This is a genomic window from Exiguobacterium sp. s91, assembly GCF_018618915.1.
GTDB lineage: Bacteria > Bacillota > Bacilli > Exiguobacteriales > Exiguobacteriaceae > Exiguobacterium_A > Exiguobacterium_A abrahamii.
The window spans coordinates 521,392-547,937 of record NZ_JACSMZ010000001.1; the positions used below are offsets into that span (position 1 = coordinate 521,392).

Consider the following 26,546-nt stretch of genomic DNA (forward strand, 5'->3'; position numbering starts at 1 on the left):
GGGGTTTCTTCATTTCCGTCGCAAGTCCGCTTTTTTTTTCAACGACCTTCTGCTACACTGAATCAGAAACCGAGAAAGAAAGGCGAGTACCATCAATGAAACGATCTTATATAGTCTATACAACGATTTTTGCTGTCGTTTCGGGGTTGATCCTTTGCGTACTGCTCGTCTTCTCGAAGCCAGAGACGTTGTCACGTATTCAAGAAACGTTCGCGAAAATCGAGACGCAATCAAAGCATCAGGCAGCCGTTAAACAGGTGCCACCGAAAACGCCTTCAGCTATTCCGAACCCGGAAGAGCCATTAATCAAAAATGTCCAACATATGTTATATGATGATTCCATTGGTTCGTACCTCGTCGTCACAGACGATTATCGTTTCTTTGAAATCAGTGGAACCGGAGAACGCATCAACGCATCTTTCCAGTTAGAAGAAGGAAAGTTGTTGCTCGCTGGTTTAGACGGTATGACGCTCGTTGACGGGGAGACCGTCGCGCTATTGACGTCGAATCAGATTCTAGTCACGATTACGCGAAAAGACGGTGTCTGGAGCGAAGAAAAACGTGAAAAAGTACAAGGAACAACGATACGGGATAGTTTCCATGGTCTTGGATATGATGCGAAGAAAAAAGAATTCTATACGATTAATCATATTCGAGCACTGGGACGAGTCGAGGTGACTTATTTCGCGATGAAAGAGGATAAGATCAAGATTGATCCTGACGCCTCGGAAAAGAAAAAACGTGCATTGAAGAAAAAACAGAAACCGCCTTATCTGTCAGTCATCAAACGTGAGAAGATTGAAGCGGCGAGTGGGATGCGAAGTGATGCGAAGAAATCGTTCGAGTCCGAGTTCCGTCCGATTGGTCTTGCTGAACGGCAAGGTCGGATCTACACACTCGATTCAGAAGCGCTCTATCTCTATTCGATCGATCGAAAGGACAAAACGATCACGGGTGAGACAGCCAGTCCGAAAGTATATGGTTCGAAGGGGATTTTCGTGCAGGATAACGAGTTGTTCGCGTTAGTCGTCACGGATAAATTCTCAAGCCGATCGTTTACACCGATTGATTAAATCCTGACACAATAAGACCCGATTCCTCTGTTAAGCAGAAGAATCGGGTCTTGTTCATATTAAAAGACAGTATCACGTGCCATCTCTGCGGCGTGACTACCGGCGCAATGACCCGTCACGAATGCAGCTGTGATGTTGTAACCACCTGTATAGCCATGGATATCAAGAATCTCCCCGGCAAAGAATAACCGCTCCGCTTTTTTCGACATCATCGTCTTTGGATCAATCTCTTTGATTGAGACGCCACCACCCGTGACGAAAGCTTTATCAAAGTCGAGCGTTCCCGTTGCTTTAAGTGAGAATCGCTTTAATTTTTGCAAGAAGTCCGTCCAGTCCTGTTTCTTGACTTGTGTGCAGACTTCATCGCCAAAGCCGATTTGAGCAAATAGAAGTTCAAGCAGACGTTCCGGCACGAAGCCGCGGAGAGCGTTGCGTACCGTTTTCTTGGGATTTGCTGCAAGCGCGGCTTGGAAGCGTTCGGTTAACGCACCGAGTGATTCGTCCGGGAAGAGATCGATTGATAAATGGACGATCGTCTCCTTCGAACGTTTGCGCTCCTTGATCGTGTACTGGCTACAGCGTAAAGCAATCGGACCGCTTAAACCGAAGTGGGTAAAGAGTAAGTCACCCGTGTGTGTTTTGATTGCTTTATCTTTTTTGCCGTGGACCGTTAAGGCGACGTCACGTAGCGACAGCCCTTGTAATGTTTTTTCATGAATGAACGTATCACCTAACAAAATTGGAACTTCAGTTGGGAAGAGTTCCGTGATCGTATGACCCGCTTTTTCAGCCCACGGGTAGCCGTCACCTGTCGAACCGGTATGTGGAACAGATTGTCCGCCGACTGCAACGATGCAACTTTTTGCTTCAAGACGCATGCCGTTCTCTAAGATGACAGCTGCAAAAGAACCGTCTGGATGGAAGTCGAGCGTAGCGACCTGCGCGTCTGTTTGAATCTCGGCACCATGCGCGCGGATTTGATCGATCAATACACGGACGACATCTGCTGCTTTATCCGAGACAGGAAACATCCGTCCATTGTCCTCTTCTTTGAGGGCGACACCAAACCCTTCGAAGAGTTCGATGATCGATTCATTATTGAATTGAGAAAAGGCACTATAAAGGAAACGTCCGTTTCCTGGAATCGACTGGACGAGTTCGTCGAGTGGTTTTCGGTTCGTGACGTTACAACGTCCGCCGCCAGAGATCGCAAGCTTCCGACCTAATTTATTTCCTTTATCAAGCAGGAGTGTTCGAGCTCCAGCCTGTAAAGAGGCGAGCGTCGCCATCAAGCCGCTCGGTCCGCCTCCGATTACGATTACATCGTACATAAGGTCACCTCATTCATAGAATTCTGCTTGTTTCACTTTAGCAGAAGTTGCGACTGTAAACAAACCGTCTCTTTCAATTCAAGATAGACAGCGGTATAATGATTTGCAATTGTGTACGAGAGAACTTGTATAATGAGACAGTCACGATCAGAGTGTCGAGTTTAAAAATTAGAAAGCGTGAGGGATGTTACCATGTCCACAGTCAGTAATAAGCAGTCTACTTCTTCCGGCAATTCAGGATTCGTTCGTGGAACGATGCTCCTGTCCGGTGCGTCACTGATTTCCCGCGCACTGGGTTTGATTTATCTCTTTCCGTTTCAGTTCATGGTCGGCGCGACAGGCATCATGTTCTATACCTATGCCTATAACTATTATGCGATCATGATCGGACTCGCGACAGCGGGGATTCCTGTCGCCGTCTCGAAATTCGTCGCCAAATACAATGCATTAGGAGAATATGATACGAGTGAACGGTTGTATCGGTCTGGTCTGAAAATCATGTCCTTGACCGGGATTGTTTCCTTCCTCGCTTTATTCTTTCTCGCACCGTATTTAGCACACCGGGCGATTCCAGGTGGTGACGTTGATTCAGCAGCCTACGTTGATGCCGTCACGATGACGATTCGTGGCGTGAGTTTCGCTTTACTCTTGATTCCCCCGATGAGTATGACCCGAGGTTACTTCCAAGGGTATCAATCGATGGGACCAACAGCGATTTCGCAAATCTTGGAACAAATCGTCCGGATCATCTTTTTGCTTGCAGGAGTCAGCATCGCGATTTATTTATTTGATTCAGGTGCAGCATTTGCCGCAACGATTGCAACGTTCAGCGCTTTCATTGGTGCAATCGGTAGTGTTGCGGTTCTGATCTATTATTTCCGCAAACGTGCCAGCGGCTTGCAGGAACTACGTGCTACTCAAACCGTCCGTTCGCCGGATCGCCCGTTAACGGATTTGTATAAGGAATTATTGACGTATGCGATTCCAATCGTCATGGTCGGTCTTTCGACACCCCTTTACCAAGTCATCGACCAAAATACGATGAATGCCGCATTACAAAGTATCGGTTACACGCTCGAAGCGGCCGGAAACGCGACTGCCTATCTGATTGCGGATAGTCATAAGATCGTCTTGATTCCGGTGTCGGTCGCAACAGGATTGTCGTTATCTGCGACTCCACTGTTGACAGCTTCCTTCACGCAAGGGGATATGCGGAAAGTACGGGCTCAAATCTCACAGATTTATCAACTCGTCTTTTTCGTGACGATTCCGGCAGTCGTCGGGATGATTCTCCTCAGTGAAGAAACGTTCCATGTGCTCTTCCCGAAAGATCAAGCGGCCTGGGTCTATCTATTAAGTTATGCGCCGAGTGCGTTGTTCCTTGCCTTGTATTCTGTTACGGCAGCAGTCCTTCAAGGGATTAACCGTCAGTACTTCACGATCATCGCAACACTTGCTGGACTACTTGCGAAGTATCTCTTGAATGCGCCGTTGATTCATTTGACGGGTGATGGAACGGGTGCTGGTTATGCGACGATCATCGGTTATCTCGTTGCGACGGGATTGATGTTCTTCCGGATCACACAAACGGTGAAGTTCCCATTCAGTACCGTCTTGCGCCGGACATCATTGATTCTAATCATCAGTGCATTGATGGGAGCAGGTGTTGCACTCGTGAAGTGGGGAATGGTGTCCTTCTTACCAGAGACTACATGGGCATCTCTGTTGATCCTGATCATTGGTGCGGCAGTTGGAATCGTGATTTTCGCTGGACTCTCGATTTGGAGTGGATTAGCAGAAGTCGTATTAGGACGTAAAATTTCATTGAAACGAGGACGAGGTCATGCGTCTAGATAAACTATTATCCAACATGGGGGCAGGCTCCCGAAAAGAAGTAAAACTTCTGCTCAAGGCAGGGGCAATTCAAGTCGATGGTGAGATCGTACGTGATCCGAAACAACATGTCGATGTCGAGACGCAACAGGTTCTGATGTACGGCGAACCGGTCACGTATCAAAAATACATCTACTTGATGATGAATAAACCACCGGGTGTCATTAGTGCGACGGAGGATAAACGAGATGAGACCGTCATTGATCTGTTGTTTGAAGACGTGACGTATTTCAAACCGTTTCCGGTCGGACGACTTGATAAGGATACAGAAGGCTTGTTGTTACTGACAAACGATGGATCATTCAATCATGCCTTGATGTCTCCGAAGAAACACGTCGAAAAAACGTATTATGCGGAAGTGACAGGTGTGTTGACGCAAGAAGACGTCGAGGCAATTGCGGCAGGCGTCACCTTAGAAGACGGTTATCAGGCAAAGCCAGGAAAACTCGTTATCTTATCGACGACAGAAACAGATTCAACGCTTGAATTGACAATCACGGAAGGGAAGTTTCATCAAGTCAAACGGATGATGCTTGCCCTCGGTAAAGAGGTCACATTCTTGAAACGGCGTTCGATTGGTCGCTTGGAGCTTGATCCGGCACTTGCACTCGGGGACTACCGGGAACTGACACCGGATGAATTATCCTTGTTTGATTGGCAACCTGAATAAGCAAAACGAAAAGGCGATGGAATGAATGTGCATTCCATCGCCTTTTATTGTGGGATTCAATTATTGATTACGTAGTGCTTCTGCGATCGGATAAGGACCGCTGAGTACTTCGAATACACGAGACTGTGTCGGGTGATCGATCAAGTGAACGAACAGCGCCGCCACATCGTCACGAGACACCTTACGATCTTCGTATGAATCAAAATGCTCTTTCGTTTCAACAGTACCTGCTGGGTCATCGTAGCTGAGTGGACCAGGACGGACGATCGTATAGTCGAGTCCGCTTTCTTTTAGGTGAGCGTCTGCTGCTGCTTTCGATTCGAGATATACTTTTAGTTCGCCTTTTGGTTCTTCTGTACCGACTGAACTGAGCATTAGGAAACGATCGATTCCGTTGGCTTTTGCTGCATCGATGACTTTGATCGCACCTTCCTGATCGACGGCGCGTGTCAATTCGTCCGATGCGCCACCAGCACCCGCTGCAAAGATGACGACGTCCGCGTTACTGACGACGCCACTGACATCCTTCGTCAAATCCCCAAGTCTGACTTCAGATGCACCGAGTGCGATCAAATCGTTGATTTGATTTTCTTCCCGTACGACAGCGACGGCTTGGTGATCTCCTTGTTTAGCGATCAATTCGACCATTTTGCGTCCCGTCGTTCCGTTTGCTCCAATGATTAAAATATTCATGCTTATCATCTCCTTCTCCCAATAGCTATACCCCACGTTTTAAAAAAGATAACAAAAAAAGACGCGAAGAATCGCGTCATCGAAAGATATACATAGTGAAACAGTGGATCAACCCGCTTGCTTTTGTTTCTTACTCGACGTCCATGTACCGCGTCGAGGGCTCACAATGAGATTGTTGTATTCGAGCACGTTCAAATCCCGCTGGACGGTCCTTGAAGTGATGCCAAACTCTTCAACCAACTCTGCTGTCGTAGTAGCTCCGTTCTCTTGGATGTAGAGATAGATCGATTTAATCCGGGTCAACATACGGTCTGTAGAATCTTTCATTGGTATAACCACTCCCCCAATGGATAGAATAGTGTTCTAAAGCTTCGGGTGACAAAAGACAATGCAATATCCAGTTGTTTCGCCTTTAGTATAACGTTTTGATATTAAAATGCAAGTAATTTAACCGAACGTTTGTATAAAAAACATATTCAAATGGTTTGTAAATTCGATGATTAGGGGTTTATTTCGTTTGAATGTTCGTCATTTCAATAAATAAAAAAGAAAACAGAATTTGGATGTTCGTATCTGAACGAATATTCGCTATACTAGGAAGGTGTATAGGAAACGAATCCAAAACCCGTAATGAAGGAGCGAAATCAGATGGTGAATTGGAAAGAGGAAGTACTCGCACGTCGCGAGGACTTATTAGAAGATTTAAAAGAATTATTGCGGATTCCGAGTGTACTCGACGAATCCACGATTGAAGAGGGCGCGCCGTTTGGTCATGAAGTCAAACGTGCCCTCGATTGGATGCTCGCGACAGGGGAACGCGATGGATTCGCGACAAAAAATGTCGATGGGTACGCAGGACATTTGGAGTATGGTCAAGGAGAAGAGTTACTCGGTATTCTTTGTCACTTAGACGTCGTACCAGCTGGTGGCGATCACTGGACATATGGTCCATTCAACCCGACGCTTGTAGATGGAAAACTGTATGCGCGTGGAGCAATCGATGATAAAGGACCGACGATGGCAGCTTATTATGCTTTGAAAATCGTCAAAGAACTTGGCTTACCACTCTCGAAACGCATCCGTCTGATTGCAGGAGGGGATGAGGAGAGTGAATGGCGTTGTGTCAATCATTACTTCAAACATGAAGAGATGCCAACACTCGGTTTTGCACCAGATGCCGACTTCCCGATCATCAATGCGGAAAAAGGACTCTATGACGGGTTATTGATTCAAGGGAAACCAGCGCAAGCATCTGATACAGGCTATCATCTCGTTCGTTTTGAAGGTGGCGAACGTCCGAACATGGTTCCGGGTCATGCCCAGGCGCTTCTTCGTGTCGTCGAAGTAGGAACACTTGAAACGGATTTCCATGCTTATCTTGAAGAACAAGGTTTGACGGGGACAGTCAAGCAAGAAACGGAAGGTCTCGTTCTTGATGTGAACGGTGTCGCAGCTCATGCGATGGAGCCGGACAATGGTAAAAATGCGGCCTTACATTTGGCGCGTTTCCTCAACACGCTTCACTTGGATTATAACGGTCGTCGTTACATTCAACTCGTGACGCATATGTTCCGAGATTCTCGCGGTGTAGCGATCGGTGTAGCTGCTTCAGACGAGACAGGTGACTTAACGATCAACGGCGGTGTATTCCGTTACGCCGAAGAGCAAGGAACGGCATCGATCAATATCCGTTACCCGTATACGGCAGACTTCACGGAACGTCTGCAAATCATCAAAGAAGCCGCGGCAGGATATGGTTTTGAATTGCAGACGCGTACGCATATGACTCCGCACCATGTTGATCCAAACCATGAATTGATCAAGACGCTAAGTGCCGTCTATGAGCGCCACACAAACCAATCAGCTGATCTGATAGCAATTGGTGGCGGCACATATGCGCGTTCGTTGACGGCGGGAGTGGCTTTTGGTCCAGTCTTCCCGGGTGGTCCTGAAGTTGCTCACCAAGTCGATGAATATGTTGATTTTGATGAACTATTGCTTGCTGTCGCAATCTATGCAGAAGCGATTTATGAGCTCGCAAAATAATGATTGATGATCCCCGCATCGTAAAGATGGGGGGATTGCTTCTTGAAAGGAAGTTCCGTGTGAAAAATCGTCAAACCTATCATTTCCAAGCCTTATATTTCTTTATTTTCTTTGGACAAGGAGCACTCATTCCGTACCTCGCGCTTTATTTCTCGAACGACGCGTTCGGACTGTCGGCTTCAGAGATTGGAACAATCGTTGCGATTGGACCGATTCTCTCCATTTTCCTACAACCTGTCTGGGGAATCGCAGCGGATCGACTCGGGAAGCCGAAACGACTCTTACTCGTCGCGATGCTTGCTGCCGGTATTTTTACACTCAGTTACTTACTGACGTCTGCTTATCTACTTTTATTGTTGATTTCTTGCGTCTGGGCGTTGTTCCAGTGCGCGCATATTCCGCTCGTTGATACATTAGCGATCGAGTACACGCGAAAGCGTAAGGTGGATTATGGCGCTTTGCGTCTTTTCGGCTCAGCAGGGTTCGCTTTAGCTGTTTTTGTTCTTGGGCAAATCACTGAGGGTGGCGGACTAAATCTGATTTTTTACGCAACTGGCGCAGCATGGGTTCTCGGTTTCCTTGTGCTGATCGGTATTGAAGAGACGGGCAGCGTCCATGTTTCACATCAGCAACCCGTACCGTTAAAACAGCTCTTCTCGAATCGACGCTTCCTGTTGTTCCTAGCAGGGGGGAGTTTGATCTTTGGACCCATCTTCGCCAACAATTATTACTTTGGGAGCTACGTCACGATTCGTGGCGAGACGACGGCACTCGTCGGAACATTATTCTTTGTCGCCGTTCTGTGCGAAATTCCGTTCATGCGCATCGCCTCGCGTCTGTTATTACGATTCGGAGCGATTCCGGTTCTTGTATTCGTCTCCTTGTTGTCGGCTGCGCGGACGGCGATGATTGCTTTAGAACTTCCAATCGTCATGCTTTGGGTATTATCTGCGATGCAAGGAATGATCGTTGGTCTGTTGATCCCTGTCGCCTTAGATTATGTGCGATCGCTCGTTCCAGAGACGATGGTCGCAACAGCCGTCAGTACATATATGGCGACGACGACGGGACTCGCGACAGCGTTGTTTAATCTGATGAGTGGTTTTGTACTCGAGGAGAGTACAATCTATACCGTCTTTTGGGTATATACAAGTAGTAGTATCCTAGGCGCGATTCTGTATGGTATCAGTGGTCGTATGAAGGAGTGAACGCTACGATGAGACAAGAACGACACTTTTTCATTGCTTTGCCGATCCCTTCTAAAGATTTGGCGAATCTTGCTGAACGGTTATCGCTACCTGAGTACTTTCGTAACGTCTATACGTTAGAAGAGTATCATCTAACACTTCGTTTTTTCGGTCCATTGGAGGAAAAAGAACAGCAGTCGTGGAAACAGCAGTTACGGCAGATCGCGCGTACGATGGAACCCTTCGTGCTACGATTCGATCGTTTGATCACGTTCGGTCGGGATGAACGACCACGCGTCGTAGGATTTGGAACAGAATCGGAAGAATTGTTTCAATTAGTGGAACAGATTGATCCGAATTCGACCAGACCATTCGTTCCGCATGTCACGATCGCGAAAAAATGGCGCACTGAGGCAGCCGAATGGGAGACGAGTTCGATACAATCAGTAGAGTGGACTGTTCGTGAACTCGTTCTATTTGAAGTACGACCAGAGGTTTCACCTCGATATGAGCCGGTTTACCGGATTCATCTAGGTGAAGAGGAATGAGGTGATCCCCATCGCAATTTTGATGAAACTATATGACTTAGATAGTCGATTTGAAAAAAATCCGCTAGAGATGACGAAACGATTCGGTGAACACCAGGCACTTGATTATGCCCATGTCTATCGCAGATGGGAGGCAGGAGAGTTGTTTCCAGGAGAAACGCTCATCCGTCCAAAGAAGTGGTGGCAAGTGATGAAAAAAAGTGAAGTCATTCAACTTCCAGGTAAACAATTATCTCGAAGAGCGTTTGATAAATGGTACAAAAAACGTCTCGAGTTACAAAAACTCTTGAACGTCACTGGCGGAGCAGGAGAGGAGGACATTTGGCGGATTCCATTGAAACGTCATTTAGACTTCTACCAGATGCTACATCTACTAAATGAACAGTATGCGATGTTTTATCGAGCGGTCATCCAATATCAAGTCGGAGAAGTCGAGTTGAGTCCGTTCGTCGTCGGTCCGTCCGCAATCTATATCATGGAATGGCTTGATGGCGACGAAAGTATCTATCATATCCGACGAGATAAGTTATGGCGGGAGCAGCCGTTTAAGGCTTCTGCGAAACAAATCTTGAATCCGAACATCGGTTTAAAGCGGACAGAAGATATTTTACGGGTCGTACTCGGCCGAGATTACGTTTTGCCGATCGAACGAGTCATCCTCGCTCCTTCAGGTTATTTTGATCAAATTCCAAAAGAAACGACGACGACGTATGTCAATAAAGTCGATTTTCCGAACTGGGTACAACGGATGAATGCGAATGCGACACATACAAAGGCATTTCAGATGCGGGTGTGTGAAAAAATCCTAAAAGAGACGGTATCGATTCCGTTTCACATGGCGATTCAAAGTGAGGAACAGTCTCGAATCCGAGAGTAAGGGAGGGAGCGACGGCGTTGTCGTTGCGAAAGAGATGACGAATCAAGAAGTAGCGATACCAGTGATCCGGGCGGAGTTCTTATCGTTCCAGAGCATCCGGGTCGAGGTCGAAGGCAATCCGTCAATCCACTGGTCGCTTGAATGTGATGGACAATCACTTGCGATCCAGCAAGTCGAGACACACCGTGAGGGGCAACTGGTAATTTATGAATTGACGGTTCTGGAACCGGTCGAGCTAGAATGCCGATATGAGGTATTTGGAGCAGGTCGGTCAATCCGCGTCGTTCCCGACCGGTTAGTCCGGACGGAAGCATTCGAGCGCAAGTATCGTTACGAAGGGAAGCTCGGTGTCTGGGAAGAAGAGGATGCATTTCACTTTGCTGTTTGGTCACCGGTCGCAGAACGGATCATGTGTGTCGTGTACGATCAAGATGAACGGTTACTCGAAAAGCACGAAATGGAGCGACAAGAGCAAGGTGCTTATCATCTTCAACTGGAACAAGATATCGCAGAGTGCTGGTATCGATATGAAGTGACGACATACCTTGGCACACAAGAGGTCGTTGATCCGTACGCTAGTGCGATATCGGAGAATGGTCGATACGGCGTCATCGTTGACGTCGAACGGACGATGACCAAGTGGTTCCCGAAGCGCGTCGCGCGTCCTCTGTTCGTCAAACCGTCAGACGCTGTCATCTACGAAGCGAATATCCGTGATTTCACGATCGATCACTCAGCTGGTTCAAGTCATCCGGGGCAATACGCAGGGATGACGGAACGAGGAACGCGCTCTCCTCGAGGTCATGCGACGGGACTTGATTATCTCCTAGATCTCGGGATCACCCATCTGCAATTGCTACCAGTTCACTTTTTTGAGACGACCGATGAACGGACACGGTCTCCATATAACTGGGGATACGACCCAATGCTTTGGTTCGGGCTAGCTGGGAGTTATGCGAGTTCGGTTGAACCACTCGTTCGCGTCAGAGAATACGCGGAAATGGTAGAGCGACTCCATGAAGCAGGCATTCGTGTCACATTCGATGTCGTCATGAATCACGTCTTCATTCGAGAACGCTCTTCTCTCGAACAACTTGTCCCTGGTTATTATTTCCGCTACGAAGTAGACGGGACACTATCGAACGGAACAGGTGTCGGAAATGATACCGCATCCGAGCGATTCATGATGCGCCGCCTGATCGTTGACTGTTTGACGTACTTTGCTCGAGTCTACCAGATTGATGCCTTTCGATTTGATTTGATGGGGATTCATGACATTGAGACGATGAACGATGTTCGTGCGGCGCTCGATGCGATTGATCCAACGATTCTGGTGTATGGAGAAGGGTGGGATCTTGCGACAGCGTTGCCGGAACGATTAAAGGCGATGAGTGCCTCCGCTGCGCAAATGCCGCGGATCGCCCATTTTAATGATGTGTTCCGTGACGCGTTAAAAGGATCGACGTTCAGTGAATTCGACCGAGGATTCGTTGCGGGAGATGGCTGGAAGGAAGGGGAGGTCCGAAACGGGATTGCCGGAAGTGTCCATATCGACAATCAAACGTACGGACGTTTTCCGGAACCTACCTATTCCATCAATTACGTCGAGGCGCACGACAATCATACGTTATACGATAAATTAAAGTTATCTTGTCCAGAGGCAGATGAACAGCAATTATTGCGGATGAGTCGCCTAGCTCAGACGATTGCCTTGTTTGCGCAAGGGATTCCGTTTCTTCACGCAGGTCAAGAGTTCTTGCGCACGAAACAAGGTGTTGAAAACAGCTATAACGCATCAGACGAGATCAATCGAATGGACTGGGAACGGCGGGATGATCATCTGTCCCTTGTCACATACATCAAGACGATTTTGCAGATTCGCAGAATGCATGGCGGATTCCGGTTGCACCGAGCGAATCAGATTCGCGAGTTGCTTCATTTCATCGATTTACGTCCGGGTGTCATTGCTTATGAACTTGGAGCGGTCCACTCGTATGATGCATGGCAACGCACGCTCATCGTTTACAATACGACGCGAGAAATCATTGAAGTCTCACTTGATCATTCGCGCTGGAATGTGCATGTACAAGGGGATGAGGCCTCGGTCGACCCGCTTCTGAAAGGTGTCGACAGGATTCAGGTCCTTCCGTTGTCAACGACGATCGCAACGTGTTAAGATAAGCATTGTGCCTTAGGCAAATCTACTAAAAAAGTTGAGCGGATTATAATGGAATTAGATATTTTAGATGCGCTTGGCGAAGGCTGGACCCTTACGCCAGCAGGTGGAATCACAGGAGAAGCGTACATCGCTTCAACCGGACAATCGAAGTTGTTCTTAAAACGAAATTCATCGCCGTTTTTGGCGATTTTATCCGCAGACGGAATCGTTCCGAAGCTATTATGGACGAAACGGATTTATAGTGGGGACGTCATCAGCGCCCAACAGTTCATTGAAGGCGACGAGTTGGAGCCCGAAATGATGGAACGTCCTGAAGTAGCACGTTTGCTTGGGAAAATCCATGATTCGAAGGAATTACTGTTCATGCTACAACAGCTTGACCAGCGCCCGATCGAACCTGATGAGTTATTGCGACAATGTCGTTTGTACTTTCAACCGGATGATTTAGAGGATCCGGAGCTCGTGGAACATGCGATGGTTTACCTCGAACAAAATCTGGAGCAGGTCAGAACGGATGAGCAGGTCGTTTGTCATTCAGATTTGAACCATAATAACTGGTTGACGGGAGCAGACGGCCAACTCTATCTGAACGATTGGGATGATGCGATCATTGCTGACCGTGCGTACGATCTTGGAATGATGTTATATAGTTATGTCGACGAAGCGGCTTGGCCAGAATGGTTCGAACATTATGGACATCCTTTGACGAGTGATTTGAAGCGACGCATGCACTGGTATGTCGTAGCGCAAGCAGTATTGTCACTCTACTGGTATGAAGATACTCGTCATCCGGATGTCGACGACAGTTATCATTTTCTTGAACAGCTACTTGAATACTCAAACGACTAAAAAGCGTGTCATTCCGAAAGGGAACGACACGCTTTTTTGCTTAACCTTCTGCGATTTTAATCTCTTTTTCAATATCGTGACTTTCGAGATCTGCCGATCGATAAGCCGCTGTCGTCGGTAGACGTAAATCAAGTTGCGGCTTTTCTTCGAATGTGACGGTGACGTTCTTAACTGTGTAGTCAAAGACGTGACCACCACCTGCGCGAGCAGCATCGATGAAATGAAGGTGATATCCGGCGACGGCGATACCGTGACCAAATCGTGGTGTATAGTATCCGGCAAGCGTTCCTTCCGTGTGCTCGAACGTACGAGCGCTTTGAGAAGCGACAGCTTCCGTGATTGGAACGAACGGTTTTTCCTGGCGTGCGACGGTGCGTGTCTGAACCTCCGTGAATGTTCCGTCAATCCGGATAGCATAAAAGCTATTGATCGTTGGGAGTTGTTCGTTCAGCCAGTGCTCAAACGTCGCTTTTGACATCTCTTCCGTCACGGTCAGGGTTTGTTCCGGCTCGAAACGGGTTAATGTCGCGAAAGGTGTCGTCGTCTCAGGTTGGAGCGGTCGAGCACTACCATCTGAGCGGAGTTGATAGAATTGACCATCGAATCCAATCATCTCACCGTCTAAGTGGTCAAACGTTCCGATACCGAAATCACGTTGATCAAGGACGGAAGCATACGTGACTTCACTCTCAAATACGCCGTCAAGCAGTGCCATCATCGTTGAAATCTGGACGAGTGTTTTATCGTGTGCCATGTGAATCCTCCTTAGTTCAATTGATCGAGATGAACTTGTTCTCCGAGCGCGATGTTGTCACGGTAATCGATCGGTACATCGACGATGACGGGACCGTCTGTCGCGAGTGCTTCATCCATGATTGCTGCGAGTTCCGAAGGATGATTGACGCGGAGTCCTTTTGCTCCAAAGCTTTCCGCATATTTGACGAGATCGACGTCACCAAATGACGTACCGGATTTCCGTTTGTATTTCATCTCTTGTTGGAACGCGACCATATCAAATCCGCTGTCGCGCCAGACGAAGTGGACGAGTGGTGAGTTCAAACGGACAGCTGTCTCAAGTTCCATTGCAGAGAAGAGGAATCCGCCGTCACCTGAAATCGAGACAGCTTTCTTTCCGGGACGAACGAGTGTAGCTGCGATTGCCCATGGAAGTGCGACGCCGAGCGTTTGCATCCCGTTACTAAAGAGGAGGTGGCGCGGTTCGTACGAACGGAAGTGACGTGCCATCCAAATATAATGTGAGCCGACATCGACCGTGACGGTGACATCGTCCGCAATTTTTTCACGCAACGTCTTCATGAAATAAAGTGGATGCGTCAACGGAGAATCCGCGACAGGAGGAACATCGCGATCGACAAGGCGTTGATGTAATCCTTCAAGGAACTGAACAGAGCTTTCAGGTAATGTGAGTGGTCGTAGGCGTTCAGCGATCGCATCGACGGTTTTCGCCATATCACCGACAAGCTCATGATCTGGACGATAGAAATGATCGATTTCAGCACGCATTTGATCGATGTGCACAAGCGTCCGATCGTGCGTTGGTTGGTTCCAGAATTTCGGGTCATAACCGATTGGGTCATATCCGATCGAGAGGACGAGATCCGCTTCTGCAAGTAACGCATCCCCCGGCTGATTGCGGAACAATCCAACACGTCCGTAGAAATTCGATTCAAGCTCACGTGATAATGTGCCGGCTGCTTGGAATGTCTGAACGACAGGAATCGAGACGTTTTTGAGTAACGAACGAATCGCGTGTACGACGTCTGGTTGACTCGCACGCATACCGAGTAACAAGACAGGGAGTTTTGCCTCTTGAATCAGACGGGCTGTTTCATCGACCCATGCTTCTGGTGCAACACCAAGCTTTGGTGCTTCAACTGCACGGAACGCCGTGACGTTCGCTTCGCTTAGCCCGACGTCTTGCGGGATACTGACGAAAGCAGCTCCAGCTGTCGTTTCAGCTGTTCGGAAAGCATTCGATAATACTTCTGGAATGTTGTCGGCATCTTGCACTTCAGCACTAAAATTTGTAATCGGTGTAAAGAGTGCCTGATTGTCCATCGACTGATGTGTTCGTTTTAAACGATCGGCTCGCGTGACAGCTCCGGCAATTGCGACAACAGGGTCACCTTCAGAGTTCGCTGTCACAAGACCAGTCGCTAAATTTGATGCGCCAGGACCAGATGTCACAAGGACGACACCCGGTTTGTCCGTTAAGCGTCCGATGGCTTGAGCCATGAATGCAGCATTTTGTTCGTGCCGTGCAACAATCAGTTCAGGTCCCCGGTCCTGTAACACATTGAAGACGGAATCGATTTTGGCGCCGGGAATACCGAAGATGTAATCGACACCCTGCTCGATGAGTGAATCGACGACGAGATCCGCACCTGTTTTCTTCTGTACTAGTTCTTTTGAATCACTGTTTTTATTTTCGTTCATTACAATTCTCCTTTTTACCAACGTTTTTGGTGTTCGATAGCTGTAATAAAGTATCTGTTTCAAAAAAAGTATACATCTGTTTCATGGTAAAACCAACCTAAAATCATTTAGAAAATAAAAAAAGTACCTTGTGTATGATTACACAAGGTACAGAGATTGCCCTTATTCGACGTCGACTTTTCCGAAAGTCGCCCAGACGAACAAAGCAGTGATTCCCAAGACGAGAACGATGGGAGATGCCCAACTAATCAAGAAATCATCCACAGTATAGCCCTCCTTTTCGGTTCTTACGTACCTTAAGTGTATTAGAATGCTCACTATTTCTCAAGTGACGAACTGCTGAACATTCTTCGATAGGAAACGAAGAAGTTCTTATATAATTACCCGAATCATGATAAACTTATCTGCGGATAATTTAAGTTTGGAAAGGATGAACGATAGTGCGTTTACGACATAAACCATGGGCGCAGGATTATATGAAGGAACAATCCTCGATCTATATAGCAGAACCAGCATCTCTTAAAGGAGCATGGGCTAGCGAGTTCAAGAATGATAACCCGATCTACATCGAAGTGGGATCAGGGAAAGGAGCTTTCATTACCGGAATGGCGCACCAACACCCGGATATCAACTTCATCGCGATCGAACTATTCGAAAGCGTTGCCGTGACGATCGTTCAAAAATTGGTCGAAACACCACAATCGAACGTTCGCGTCTTGACGGTCGATGCAAAAGACCTACGTGATTACTTTGAAAAAGGTGAAGTGTCCCGCGTGTACTTGAACTTCTCTGATCCATGGCCAAAGACACGTCATGCGAAACGCCGCTTGACGTATAAAACATTCCTCTCGACATATGAAGATATTTTACCGGCGAAAGGTCAAATCCACTTCAAGACAGATAATCGGAAGTTGTTCGAATCGAGTTTGATGACGATGTCAGCATACGGCATGCGCTTCGACTGGATGTCACTTGATTTACATGCGAATGAACCGGAAGATAACGTCCGAACAGAGTACGAAGAGCGTTTTTCATCAATGGGTCAACCGATTTATCGGATGGAAGCAACGTACCAAAATTAATTTAGACAAAAAGTTTTCTTATTTTCCTGGTATTTCTTTCACACTTTTTTCTTATTAATTGGTACAATGTTGTTGACTGAAGAACTTGTACTTATAGGTAAAGGGGGAATTTGGGGATGTGGCAGAAAAGCTTAGCCTTCGTAACGGCGCTCTTTCTCGCATTAAGTATCGGTCAATCGGTACTTGCTGCGGTTGATACCTCAGAAATGACGAAAGCATTAAATGAGGAATTACCAACGACGCATTACGATTATAAAAAAGGTTCGGTCGAAATCGAGGATCCGAAGACGTTCACGAATGAAAAAGGAGAAGAAGTCATTGGCGGAATCGCTGTCATCGAGACAGTCCGTGACGGCATCTTCATCACGATCAAACGTGAAATCCACTTCTTCAATGCCGATAGCGGTAAATTGTTGACGAGTGCCGATGCTGCAAAAGTTGATGGCGTAAAAGAATACATCGACGGTAACTCGGATAATCTTCAACAAAAAGTCGTCTACTGGTTACCGATGCTCTTGATGTTGTTGATCATCGCTGTACCAGCGGTCATCTTATACATCGTTGTTCCACGTCTATACTCGACGACGGAATACATGAACCCGATCTACGAACGCAACGACAACCCGCGTTAATTAAGAAAAAAAGCCTCTATCCGATCGGATAGAGGCTTTTCTCATGCAAGCAACACGAAGATGAAAGCAAGTATGGCAGGCAAGCCTTGTTTGAGTAAAATGGAGCGATTGGCAGTCACGGCGCCATAAAGCGCAGCGATAATGACACATGCTAAAAAGAACAATTGAACAGCCACATCCTGACGAATCAGACCAAATACTAGTCCGGCTGCTAAAAATCCATTATATAAGCCTTGATTCGCAAAAAGTGTCCGAATTTGTTGTGATGCAACAGCTTCGTCCGTTAAACCGAACGTTCGACGAGCCGCTTTGGAAGAAAGAAAGAACATTTCAAGTGCTAAAATATAAAAGTGTTCCAAAGCAACGAGGATAACGAACAGCGTAGCAAGAATCGACATGAATCATACCTCCTTCAGATGAACGTGGAAAAAAGACCGTACTTCGTCGATCGAAGCACGGTCTTTTGATTAAGCGTATTCGAGTAAAGCGCCAGTTTCGGCATCAACTGTGAATTGATACGTTTTTTCGTCATCACCTTCAAGGACCGAGATGCCACCTTTGTAGCTTTGGTAGTCACGTGACTCATATGCGTAAGCCTCTGGTGTTGCAGAGATCCATGCACCTTGGACACGTCCTTTTGCTGAAAATGTGCGTTTCGTGATTTCGAGCGCTTCCTCGGCAGAAAGTTGTTTGTTATCAACGGCTTTCTTCACTGCGAAAGCGGCGACGACAGCTGCTGCCAATCCGATAATCCAATAGCGTTTTTTCATTAAAATTCCCCTCCTTACAGGTTCTATTCCTACTGTACCAAATAATTCGTTCAGAGAGAAACAAAAGGTTAAGTGATAGAAGCAATTTTTTGTATAATGAGAAGCAGGAGGCGATACATATGAATGAAAAAACGAGAGAGTTATTTCGAACACTGACGGAATTGAACGGGGCACCGGGGTTTGAGCACGACGTTCGTCAGTTCGTTCGCGAGCGCATCACACCTGTCACGGATGAGATCGTTACGGATGGGCTTGGTTCGATTTTTGGAAAACGAACAGGCGATGCGACAGGGCCGAAAGTCATGGTTGCCGGGCACATGGACGAAGTGGCATTCATGGTGACGCAAATCACGAAGAACGGAATGTTGCGGATTCAACCGCTCGGTGGCTGGTGGAGCCAAGTGTTGCTTGCGCAACGCTTCTCGATCTGTACGGACAACGGTGTCATCCCTGGTGTCATCGCATCGATTCCACCACACTTATTGACAGAAGAAGTGCGCAATAAGCCAATGGCGATCAAAGACATGTTCATCGATATCGGTGCAGACTCAAAAGAAGAGGCAGAATCGTTTGGAGTACGTCCAGGTATTCCTGCCGTACCATTCTTCCCGTTCACACCGATGGCGAATCCGAAGAAGATCATGGCGAAAGCATGGGATAACCGCTATGGTGTCGGAATGGCGATTGAATTGTTGGAAGAGACGACAGCGGCGGATCATCCGAACATTTTGTTCTCGGGTGCAACGGTTCAAGAAGAAGTTGGATTGCGCGGTGCGCAAACAGCGACGGCACTCATCGATCCCGACGTCGCGTTCGTCGTCGACGCTTCTCCTGCCAATGATGCATCAGGAGACAAAACGGAATTTGGTCAACTCGGACAAGGACCATTGCTTCGAATTAAAGACAGTGTCATGATCCTCTCAAAAGAGATGACGGATTACGTCCTCGATACGGCAGAATCGAACAAGATTCCGTACCAATATTATGTCGGTGCAGGTGGAACCGATGGTGGTGTCATCCATCGTTCGAATAATGGGATTCCAACGACAGTCGTTGGTTTACCAGCACGCTACATCCATACGCATGCATCGATCATGCATACAGATGATTATGATGCGGCGAAGGAATTGCTTCGGAAACTCGTCACGAACCTCGATACGACGACACTCGCGACGCTACAAGTCAAGTGAATGACATGACAGACAGTGGATGTGAATCCGCTGTCTGTTTTTGTTTAATAAGAACGACGTAAGCATGAACTGTCTTGTCAGTTGGAAAAACAATGTAGTCGGATAGAAAGGAGATTTGATATAATGATACGCGATGTTAAGAAAAGGACGTGACAAGATGTTCAAACAAAAAGGGATCTCACTTAGCCCTAAAGTATATTTCATCACCGTATTAAGTTATATGGCACTTGGTTTGTTTAGTTCGTTGATCATGGGTCTCATCATCCGAACGATTGGTGAGGGACTGGTCGATCGTGGTGTAGAGGCGAAGTTCCTCATTCAGTTAGGAGAGCAGGCGATCGCACTGACTGGGCCAGCAATCGGTGTGGCTGTAGCGTTTGCACTTGAGGCACCACCGCTGATCTTGTTCGCAGCAGTTGCCGTTGGTGCGTTCGGATATGAAGCAGGAGGACCAGCAGGTAGCTACATTGCAACACTTCTTGCGACAGAGGTTGGAAAACTCGTTTCAAAGACGACGCGACTCGATATTTTATTGACGCCGTTCGTTACGTTACTAGCCGGATTCGTTGCCGGACGTTACGCAGGAAAGTGGATTGGAAAAGGGATGACGGATCTTGGTGAGTTGATTCGTTGGGGAACGGAACGCGAACCATTATTCATGGGAATTTTCGTTGCTACCGTCATGGGTCTTGCATTGACAGCGCCGATTTCGAGTGCTGCGCTTGGAATCATGCTTGGTTTGGATGGACTTGCTGCAGGGGCAGCGACGATCGGTTGTGCGGCACAGATGATTGGGTTTGGCGTCATCAGTTACCGTGATAACGGAATCGGTGGTGTGGTTGCTCAAGGGATTGGAACATCGATGTTACAAGTAGGGAATATCATTCGAAATCCTTGGATTCTTCTACCACCAACTGTAGCCGGTGCAATCCTAGCGCCATTTGCGACTGTTCTATTAATGCTTGAGAGCAATCCGGAAGGTTCTGGTATGGGTACGAGCGGATTCGTTGGTCCGTTGATGTTATTAAAAACGATGGGGTTCGAAATGGAGTATTACCTAGCAGTCGCTGTCCTCTGTTTCCTTGCGCCCGGCATCATCAGTTATTTCATTTATCGCATATTACGACGTCTCGGTCGGATTCAAGATGGCGATTTAAAAATCGAATATTAAATACAAAAAGCTGATTCTAAAGGATACGCCTGTTTGACCGGATGGTGGACGAACAAGCATATGACTTTTTGAATCAGCTTTTTTCATAAAGAGAATCCGAATGAACTTGAATAAAAACTCGTAAAGAAAACGTAGAGGTAAATGAGGTAAAGTGGAGTCAAATACCGCATGCGTACGACAGGCAATTTTCGAGCGAGTCGTTTTCCGAGTGCTTCGAGTAAAATGATGATCGCAAAACCGACGACCAAATACAAAAAGATTTCGGGTAAGCTTCGTTCGGAATCAATGAAGGAATAGCCGTAACGTAAACAACTCGTCATGCCAACGAAGCCGACGAAGCGTTCGAACGGATGTTTGATTGGTTGATCTGCCATAGTGAAGTCCTTTCCAGGTGTTTTCTAGTTGCAGTATAGCAAACCAAGCACGAAAACGCACAGCCACAATTGAATATGCTATGATGAGGGCAATGACTTCTAGGGAAATCAAAGGAGGAAATCATCATGAAAACATTACAATCCAAACAAGAATTCGATACAGCAAAACAAGGAAATGCCGTCTTTTTATTCTCAGCAAACTGGTGCCCGGATTGCCGCTTCTTAGATCCGTTCATGCCGGAAATCGAGCAAACATTTAACGGCTTCGAGTTTTACTACGTCGATCGCGACGATCATATTGAAATTGCCCAGGAAATGGACATCTTCGGAATTCCGAGTTTTGTTGCATTCCGCGATGGTGAAGAGACAGGGCGTTATGTCGGGAAAGAGCGGAAGACACCAGAACAGGTGACAGCATTTTTAGAGACGGTTTAAGAAAAAAAGCGAGCGCTGACTCGCTTTTTTTCATGATAGAAAGGATGAATTCGAATGGAACTACAACAAATCCGAAGAATGATGACACAAACATTTGAAGAAGAAGGGTACACGACATATTTCGATCGTGAAAAGTCTGTATTACGAATTGAGCGAAAGCACGATAAATCAGGCGTTGATGTCGGATTGAATCCGCTTGTCGCAAAAGCAAAACGAAGAGGTGTCATCGCAGTCGAAGAGACGATCGAATATATCCGTGCTGTACTCGGACAAACGGATCAAATCTCACTCGTTGGACAAGAACAAAAAATCTTTCCTGTCATTCGCGCTAAATCGTTTGCCGATACGACAAAAGAAGGGAAGACGCTCGTCAGTACACCACATACGGGTGAGACGAAAATCATGTACGCACTTGATTTAGGGGCGACGTATCGTTTGATTGATGAGGAGTTACTGGCGTCTGCTGAATGGACAGCTGAACAGTTATCAGAAGCAGCGCGTTTTAATGTGAAATCGCTTGAAGCGCCATTTAAACAAGACGAAGTCGCAGGGAATATCTTTTATTTCTTGAGTCTCGGCGACGGATATGAGGCGAGTCGTGTTTTGAACAAGACTTTATTAGCCGATTATGCGGCGCAAATCGAAGGAGAATTCGCAGTCGGAATTCCGCATCAGGATGTCCTGATTTTCGCTGATATTCGGAATGACGCCGGATATGATGTCTTACAGCAATTGATGTTTGACTTCTTCTCGAACGGTCGTGTACCGGTCACGGCACTGCCATTCTTATATGAAGATGGCAATCTGGAGCCGGTCTTCGTCCTTGCGAAAAACAAGCAGCCGAAAGAGTGAAGAATCTGATACAATAGGCATTGTGAGAAAGACGGAAGGGAGTCATGGATTGAATGAATGTGTTTTATAATAAAGAGGGCGTCGGCGACGTCTTAATGATCATTTTGGAAGACGCACCACGTGCGGAAGTGACAGCGACTCGTGAAGGAGATGTAGCAACTATCAAGCATGGTGATCGTGTCGTCGGTTACAACCTGTTTGATGCTTCGACTACGTTTACGATCGAGACACAAGGACCGGTTGAATTGACGGAAGAATTGGCAACACGCATCCAAAAGGAACTGGCGAGTCGAGATATCGAATTGTCACTCGAACAAGTGGATTATTCTCCGAAATTCGTTGTTGGGTTCGTTGCTTCTTGCGAGAAGCATCCGGATGCTGATAAATTATCGGTCTGTCAGGTAGAAGTAGATAACGGAACTTTACAAATCGTTTGTGGAGCACCGAATGTAGCGGCGGGTCAAAAAGTAGTCGTTGCTAAACCGGGAGCGGTCATGCCGTCTGGGTTAATCATCCGTCCTTCAGCGTTACGCGGCGTACCATCAAGCGGTATGCTCTGTTCAGCGCGTGAGCTCGGACTTGTCGATGCACCACAAGAAAAAGGGATTCTTGTACTCGATGATACAAAAGCAGTAGGGGAAGCATTCTCAATCGGTCGATGATTCGACCGATTTTTTAACAAGATGGAGGGGTGAACGTATGAGTAATCGTTATGAACAGTCACTAAAAGAGCAGGCTGCCCGGATTCGTCGAGAGCTTGCAGGGGAACGTGAGACAAAGCCGGTGGAACGTCCGAAAAAAGAGGAGCGTGAAGATCGCTTCGTTTTAACGGATGTGCCTTCACCGATTTATGGATTCCAACGTCCGAAGCAATCTGCATCGGAAACCGTAAAAGCTGCGGAAGAAACGGAAATGAGTGAGCAGGTTTCGGAAACAGTCGAAGAGGGAAATACTGATGAGGTTGCTTTGACGGATCAAGAACTGATCGCGCCAGAAGTCGTATTAGAAGAAGCGGAAGCAGATGCTGGTCTTGTACCGGTGACGGATGTCGAATTACTCGTACCGGAACCTCACACAAGTGAAGAGCTCGTGAGAGAAGAAGTGCCAACCGTAACCGAAGTAAAAGAAACGGACGGAACTGAAACATCTTCCGACAGTGAGACGATGGAACAATCAGTTGATCCGACAGAAGTCGTATCAGACGAAGCGAATGCTGGTCTTGTACCGGTGACGGACGTCGAATTACTTGTACCGGAACCTCACACAAGTGAAGAGCTCGTGAGAGAAGAAGTGCCGACCGTAACCGAAGTAGAAGAAGCGGACGGAACTGAAACATCTTCCAACAGTGAGACGGTGGAACAATTAGTTGTTCCGACAGAGACATCAAGTGAAGAGTCTGCTGATGAAAAAGAAGCTGAGCAACAAGCGGAGAGCTTCGCACCGACTTTTGATCCATCTGCTGTTGAAGTAGATCAAGATCCATCTGTTACTGAGGTGGATAAGCCTGTTCAGTCGGAAGTGAAAAAACCGGTCGGACCGCCTGTTAACGTCGTCATGACGACGAAAGACTTGATGGCGATGTATCGCGCACGTCGAGAACAAAATAATTTACATGGTAAAAAATAAATCGGTTTGCTATAATGGTACAGGTTTTGTACCCGAGCCCGATGGTACGGACCGGAACGTGAATTGGAGGGCTTTTATATGACAAAGTATCATTTTGTTGGAATCAAAGGAACAGGGATGAGTGCGCTCGCCCAAGTACTACATGAGATGAATCATGAGGTGCAAGGTTCAGACATCGAAAAGCACATTTTTACTGAAGACGCGTTACGGGCTAAGGGAATTCCATTTTTCCCGTTCAATGCGGATAACATCAAAGAAGATTATGTCATCATCCAAGGGAATGCTTTTGGAGATGATCATCCAGAAATCGCACGGGCAAATGAACTTGGTTTAACCATCCATCATTATTACGATTTCTTAGGACACCTAGCAAATGAATATCGTTCGGTCGCCATTACAGGCTCACACGGAAAAACGTCGACGACAGGTTTGCTTTCACACGTCTTGAGCGGTATCACGCCGACAGCTTTCTTGATCGGAGACGGGACAGGGGCAGGAGTAGAGGATGCGAAAGCATTCGTCTTCGAGGCATGTGAATACAAACGTCACTTCTTATATTACAAGCCGGACTACGCTATCATGACGAATATCGACTTCGATCATTCGGATTATTTCACAGGAATCGATGACGTCGTTTCGGCATTCCAAGAAATGGCGATGCAGGTTAAGCAAGCGATCGTTGCTTGTGGAGATGATGAGCATCTTCAAAACATTCAAGCGAATGTACCTGTTCTCTATTATGGATTTGGAGAAAACAATGATTTCCGCGCGGAAAACGCGACGTCAACGCCAGATGGTACATCATTTGATGTTTATTTACGTGATGATTTCTACGGCACGTTCCTCATTCCAGGATTCGGTCGTCATCATGTCTTGAATGCACTCTCTGTCATTGCGATCTGTCAGTACGAAGGACTGAGCAAAGACGACGTTGCTGAACGTTTAGCCACATTTGGTGGTGTAAAACGTCGCTTTAGTGAGTCGGAATTCGGCACACAAATCCTAGTAGATGACTACGCGCACCATCCGAAGGAAATCAGCGCGACGATTGAGTCGGCACGGAAGAAATATCCGGACCGCGAAGTCATTGCGATTTTCCAACCGCATACGTACACACGCTTGAAATCATTCATGGATGATTTCGCGACTTCTTTACGTGAAGCAGATGCGACATATCTATGCGAAATCTTTGGATCGGCACGTGAGCAGGAAGGGCAAGTTCGCGTCGAAGATCTGCAGGAGAAAATCCCGCAAGCTTCTATTCTGACGCGCGATAACGTGTCTGTTCTACGTCAGCATGAAAATGCTGTGCTTCTGTTCATGGGAGCGGGCGATATCCAAACGTATCAGCATCAGTATCAAAGTGTGAAATAAGCGAGAATCAAAAGTGTCACTCGACTCGAGTGGCACTTTTTTTGTCGTATTTTTGAATTATGATAGTAATTTCAAAAAACCGATGAGGAAAATCTAAAATAGGATTGCATCTTGAAAAAAAGTTTGAAATAGTGTGTATGTGTTGAAGTTATTAACAGAAAGGAAAGACACCATGGGACAGATTTTACTCATCTTATTGCTCCAGTTGATTTACGTTCCTGTTTTGACATTACGGACGATCATGCTCGTCAAAGGGCGAACTGTCATTGCCGGATTATTTGGCACAGTCGAAACATTGATTTACATTTTTGCACTAGGAATCGTATTCCAAGACTTAACGACACTCGGTATGGTCGTTTACGCGCTTGGATTTGGTCTAGGAATACTCGTCGGTGGATATGTCGAGCGAAAACTCGCCATCGGTTACAATATGATTCAAGTGCATACGCAAGAATTTCCAGCGGAACTGATTCAAGTCATTCGCGATAATGGTTTTGGTGTGACACATTATCAAGGTCAAGGACGAGACGGTGTCCGTTATCGGTTAGATGTGCTCGCGGCTCGAACACGTATGAAAGTGCTTCGTAATCTCGTCGAAGAATACGAACCGAAAGCATTCCTCGTCGCATTCGATTCTGTCGACTTCAAAGGTGGGTATATGTTGAAAGGATTAAAGCGTCCTCGATAGAGCACTTTTCCTGAGAATGATGTTTATTCTTTGTTATTTAAGGATAAAGATGAAATAGAACGTCATTTGAAATCAGGAAAGGGGAATATCAGATGATTAGTAATCATGCAAAATCAGCTTTGAATCAACAGGTAGCAAACTATGGGGTACTGTTCGTCAAACTCCACAATTATCATTGGTACATTAAAGGACCAGACTTCTTAACGCTTCACGAGAAGCTTGAAGAACTTTATACATGGGTGTCTGAACAATATGATGTCGTTGCAGAACGTCTCCTGATGAATAACGGAACACCTTCTGCGACACTAAAAGAGTATTTAGAGCAAACAACGCTTGAAGAAGCGAAATCGGGATTATCGGCAGATGAGATGATTGATTCTGTCATCAAAGACTTCCAACAAGTCCGAAAAGAGATGCTCGATGCGATTGAACATCTTGAGGCACAAGACGTGACGGTTGAAGATGATCTACTTGGTCAAGCGAAGGAAATCGAAAAACAAATTTGGATGCTTCGTGCGACATTGAAAAAATAAGATAAAGAAACGGATG

The 26,546-nt window shown here is 46.7% G+C and carries 29 protein-coding genes; 20 read left to right on the plus strand and 9 right to left on the minus strand.

What is annotated here, in order from left to right; translation table 11 throughout:
• Positions 1-95: 95 nt before the first annotated feature.
• The gene (locus KNQ06_RS02600) at positions 96-1,073 is read left to right on the plus strand and encodes a hypothetical protein (RefSeq protein WP_149427738.1); all 978 of its coding nucleotides are present in this window, start codon (positions 96-98) and stop codon (positions 1,071-1,073) included.
• Positions 1,074-1,132: 59 nt separating this feature from the next.
• Here the strand turns inward: KNQ06_RS02600 and KNQ06_RS02605 are convergent, their stop codons facing one another.
• Positions 1,133-2,404 (minus strand): BaiN/RdsA family NAD(P)/FAD-dependent oxidoreductase, encoded by a 1,272-nt coding sequence (locus tag KNQ06_RS02605; protein WP_215147300.1) that lies wholly within the window; start codon positions 2,402-2,404, stop codon positions 1,133-1,135.
• Positions 2,405-2,596: 192 nt separating this feature from the next.
• Between KNQ06_RS02605 and KNQ06_RS02610 the strand changes: the two genes are divergently transcribed.
• Positions 2,597-4,261, plus strand: a complete 1,665-nt coding sequence (locus KNQ06_RS02610; RefSeq protein ID WP_149427736.1) for a putative polysaccharide biosynthesis protein — start codon at positions 2,597-2,599, stop codon at positions 4,259-4,261.
• Complete coding sequence (locus tag KNQ06_RS02615; RefSeq protein ID WP_214771149.1) at positions 4,248-4,967, plus strand: pseudouridine synthase; 720 nt, start codon at positions 4,248-4,250, stop codon at positions 4,965-4,967. The genes KNQ06_RS02610 and KNQ06_RS02615 overlap by 14 nt, the downstream gene beginning before the upstream one ends.
• Before the next feature lie 60 nt (positions 4,968-5,027).
• Here KNQ06_RS02615 and KNQ06_RS02620 read toward each other — a convergent pair whose 3' ends face one another.
• Entirely contained in the window at positions 5,028-5,660 is a 633-nt protein-coding gene (locus KNQ06_RS02620) for an SDR family oxidoreductase (RefSeq protein WP_064299483.1), read from the minus strand.
• A 108-nt stretch (positions 5,661-5,768) separates the two neighbouring features.
• The gene (locus tag KNQ06_RS02625; protein WP_023469095.1) at positions 5,769-5,987 is read right to left on the minus strand and encodes a DeoR family transcriptional regulator; all 219 of its coding nucleotides are present in this window, start codon (positions 5,985-5,987) and stop codon (positions 5,769-5,771) included.
• 321 nt (positions 5,988-6,308) lie between these two features.
• On the opposite strand from KNQ06_RS02625, the gene pepV reads away from it, so the two are divergent.
• From pepV to KNQ06_RS02655, 6 genes are read left to right on the plus strand one after another with little or no spacing between them, the layout of a single operon-like run.
• On the plus strand, positions 6,309-7,706 hold the full coding sequence (pepV, locus tag KNQ06_RS02630) for a dipeptidase PepV (protein WP_215147302.1): 1,398 nt from the start codon (positions 6,309-6,311) through the stop codon (positions 7,704-7,706).
• Positions 7,707-7,765: 59 nt separating this feature from the next.
• Positions 7,766-8,914, plus strand: a complete 1,149-nt coding sequence (locus tag KNQ06_RS02635) for an MFS transporter (protein WP_050678602.1) — start codon at positions 7,766-7,768, stop codon at positions 8,912-8,914.
• 8 nt (positions 8,915-8,922) lie between these two features.
• Complete coding sequence (gene thpR, locus KNQ06_RS02640) at positions 8,923-9,441, plus strand: RNA 2',3'-cyclic phosphodiesterase (protein ID WP_149427733.1); 519 nt, start codon at positions 8,923-8,925, stop codon at positions 9,439-9,441.
• A gap of 1 nt (position 9,442) precedes the next feature.
• A complete protein-coding gene (locus KNQ06_RS02645; RefSeq protein ID WP_244290055.1) occupies positions 9,443-10,318 on the plus strand; it encodes a hypothetical protein in 876 nt (291 codons plus the stop codon).
• Complete coding sequence (gene pulA, locus KNQ06_RS02650; RefSeq protein ID WP_353049185.1) at positions 10,290-12,494, plus strand: type I pullulanase; 2,205 nt, start codon at positions 10,290-10,292, stop codon at positions 12,492-12,494. The genes KNQ06_RS02645 and pulA overlap by 29 nt, the downstream gene beginning before the upstream one ends.
• Positions 12,495-12,545: 51 nt before the next feature.
• Positions 12,546-13,346, plus strand: coding sequence for a phosphotransferase family protein (locus KNQ06_RS02655; protein WP_087681261.1), 801 nt, complete (start codon positions 12,546-12,548; stop codon positions 13,344-13,346).
• A gap of 40 nt (positions 13,347-13,386) precedes the next feature.
• On the opposite strand, the gene budA is transcribed toward KNQ06_RS02655, so the two are convergent.
• From budA to cydS, 3 genes are all read right to left on the minus strand, one after another.
• Positions 13,387-14,100, minus strand: a complete 714-nt coding sequence (gene budA / locus KNQ06_RS02660) for an acetolactate decarboxylase (RefSeq protein WP_023469089.1) — start codon at positions 14,098-14,100, stop codon at positions 13,387-13,389.
• 11 nt (positions 14,101-14,111) lie between these two features.
• A complete protein-coding gene (alsS, locus tag KNQ06_RS02665; RefSeq protein WP_149427732.1) occupies positions 14,112-15,803 on the minus strand; it encodes an acetolactate synthase AlsS in 1,692 nt (563 codons plus the stop codon).
• 162 nt (positions 15,804-15,965) lie between these two features.
• Positions 15,966-16,067: a cytochrome bd oxidase small subunit CydS family protein gene (cydS, locus tag KNQ06_RS17165; RefSeq protein ID WP_023469087.1), complete on the minus strand. Its 102-nt coding sequence runs from the start codon at positions 16,065-16,067 to the stop codon at positions 15,966-15,968.
• A gap of 176 nt (positions 16,068-16,243) precedes the next feature.
• Here cydS and trmB point away from each other — a divergent pair, with 176 nt between their 5' ends.
• Both trmB and KNQ06_RS02675 read left to right on the plus strand, forming a co-directional pair.
• Complete coding sequence (gene trmB, locus KNQ06_RS02670) at positions 16,244-16,885, plus strand: tRNA (guanosine(46)-N7)-methyltransferase TrmB (protein ID WP_023469086.1); 642 nt, start codon at positions 16,244-16,246, stop codon at positions 16,883-16,885.
• Positions 16,886-17,001: 116 nt separating this feature from the next.
• The gene (locus KNQ06_RS02675) at positions 17,002-17,517 is read left to right on the plus strand and encodes a hypothetical protein (RefSeq protein WP_058703918.1); all 516 of its coding nucleotides are present in this window, start codon (positions 17,002-17,004) and stop codon (positions 17,515-17,517) included.
• 41 nt (positions 17,518-17,558) lie between these two features.
• Here the strand turns inward: KNQ06_RS02675 and KNQ06_RS02680 are convergent, their stop codons facing one another.
• Together KNQ06_RS02680 and KNQ06_RS02685 are read right to left on the minus strand one after the other, a co-directional pair.
• Positions 17,559-17,915, minus strand: a complete 357-nt coding sequence (locus KNQ06_RS02680; RefSeq protein ID WP_058264707.1) for a DUF1304 domain-containing protein — start codon at positions 17,913-17,915, stop codon at positions 17,559-17,561.
• Between the two features lie 69 nt (positions 17,916-17,984).
• On the minus strand, positions 17,985-18,287 hold the full coding sequence (locus KNQ06_RS02685; RefSeq protein ID WP_012371126.1) for a PepSY domain-containing protein: 303 nt from the start codon (positions 18,285-18,287) through the stop codon (positions 17,985-17,987).
• 119 nt (positions 18,288-18,406) lie between these two features.
• Here KNQ06_RS02685 and KNQ06_RS02690 point away from each other — a divergent pair, with 119 nt between their 5' ends.
• Together KNQ06_RS02690 and KNQ06_RS02695 are read left to right on the plus strand one after the other, a co-directional pair.
• Positions 18,407-19,477: a M42 family metallopeptidase gene (locus tag KNQ06_RS02690; protein WP_035396484.1), complete on the plus strand. Its 1,071-nt coding sequence runs from the start codon at positions 18,407-18,409 to the stop codon at positions 19,475-19,477.
• A gap of 157 nt (positions 19,478-19,634) precedes the next feature.
• On the plus strand, positions 19,635-20,648 hold the full coding sequence (locus tag KNQ06_RS02695) for a PTS sugar transporter subunit IIC (RefSeq protein WP_149427730.1): 1,014 nt from the start codon (positions 19,635-19,637) through the stop codon (positions 20,646-20,648).
• Between the two features lie 83 nt (positions 20,649-20,731).
• Here KNQ06_RS02695 and KNQ06_RS02700 read toward each other — a convergent pair whose 3' ends face one another.
• Complete coding sequence (locus KNQ06_RS02700; RefSeq protein WP_023469080.1) at positions 20,732-21,022, minus strand: hypothetical protein; 291 nt, start codon at positions 21,020-21,022, stop codon at positions 20,732-20,734.
• Positions 21,023-21,148: 126 nt separating this feature from the next.
• Between KNQ06_RS02700 and KNQ06_RS02705 the strand changes: the two genes are divergently transcribed.
• The 7 genes from KNQ06_RS02705 (at position 21,149) to KNQ06_RS02735 (ending at position 26,530) form a co-directional block, all read left to right on the plus strand.
• Positions 21,149-21,457 carry a thioredoxin family protein gene (locus KNQ06_RS02705; protein WP_023469079.1) on the plus strand — a complete coding sequence of 103 codons (309 nt, stop codon included), beginning with the start codon at positions 21,149-21,151 and terminating at the stop codon, positions 21,455-21,457.
• 54 nt (positions 21,458-21,511) lie between these two features.
• Positions 21,512-22,309 carry a DUF1444 domain-containing protein gene (locus KNQ06_RS02710; protein WP_055968792.1) on the plus strand — a complete coding sequence of 266 codons (798 nt, stop codon included), beginning with the start codon at positions 21,512-21,514 and terminating at the stop codon, positions 22,307-22,309.
• A 53-nt stretch (positions 22,310-22,362) separates the two neighbouring features.
• Positions 22,363-22,971, plus strand: a complete 609-nt coding sequence (ytpR, locus tag KNQ06_RS02715) for a YtpR family tRNA-binding protein (RefSeq protein WP_058264712.1) — start codon at positions 22,363-22,365, stop codon at positions 22,969-22,971.
• Positions 22,972-23,008: 37 nt separating this feature from the next.
• Complete coding sequence (locus tag KNQ06_RS02720) at positions 23,009-23,935, plus strand: hypothetical protein (RefSeq protein WP_215147304.1); 927 nt, start codon at positions 23,009-23,011, stop codon at positions 23,933-23,935.
• Between the two features lie 78 nt (positions 23,936-24,013).
• Positions 24,014-25,309 carry a UDP-N-acetylmuramate--L-alanine ligase gene (gene murC, locus KNQ06_RS02725; RefSeq protein ID WP_023469075.1) on the plus strand — a complete coding sequence of 432 codons (1,296 nt, stop codon included), beginning with the start codon at positions 24,014-24,016 and terminating at the stop codon, positions 25,307-25,309.
• Between the two features lie 172 nt (positions 25,310-25,481).
• Positions 25,482-25,997 carry a DUF2179 domain-containing protein gene (locus KNQ06_RS02730; protein WP_023469074.1) on the plus strand — a complete coding sequence of 172 codons (516 nt, stop codon included), beginning with the start codon at positions 25,482-25,484 and terminating at the stop codon, positions 25,995-25,997.
• Positions 25,998-26,089: 92 nt separating this feature from the next.
• Positions 26,090-26,530 carry a Dps family protein gene (locus tag KNQ06_RS02735; protein ID WP_023469073.1) on the plus strand — a complete coding sequence of 147 codons (441 nt, stop codon included), beginning with the start codon at positions 26,090-26,092 and terminating at the stop codon, positions 26,528-26,530.
• Positions 26,531-26,546: the final 16 nt, after the last annotated feature.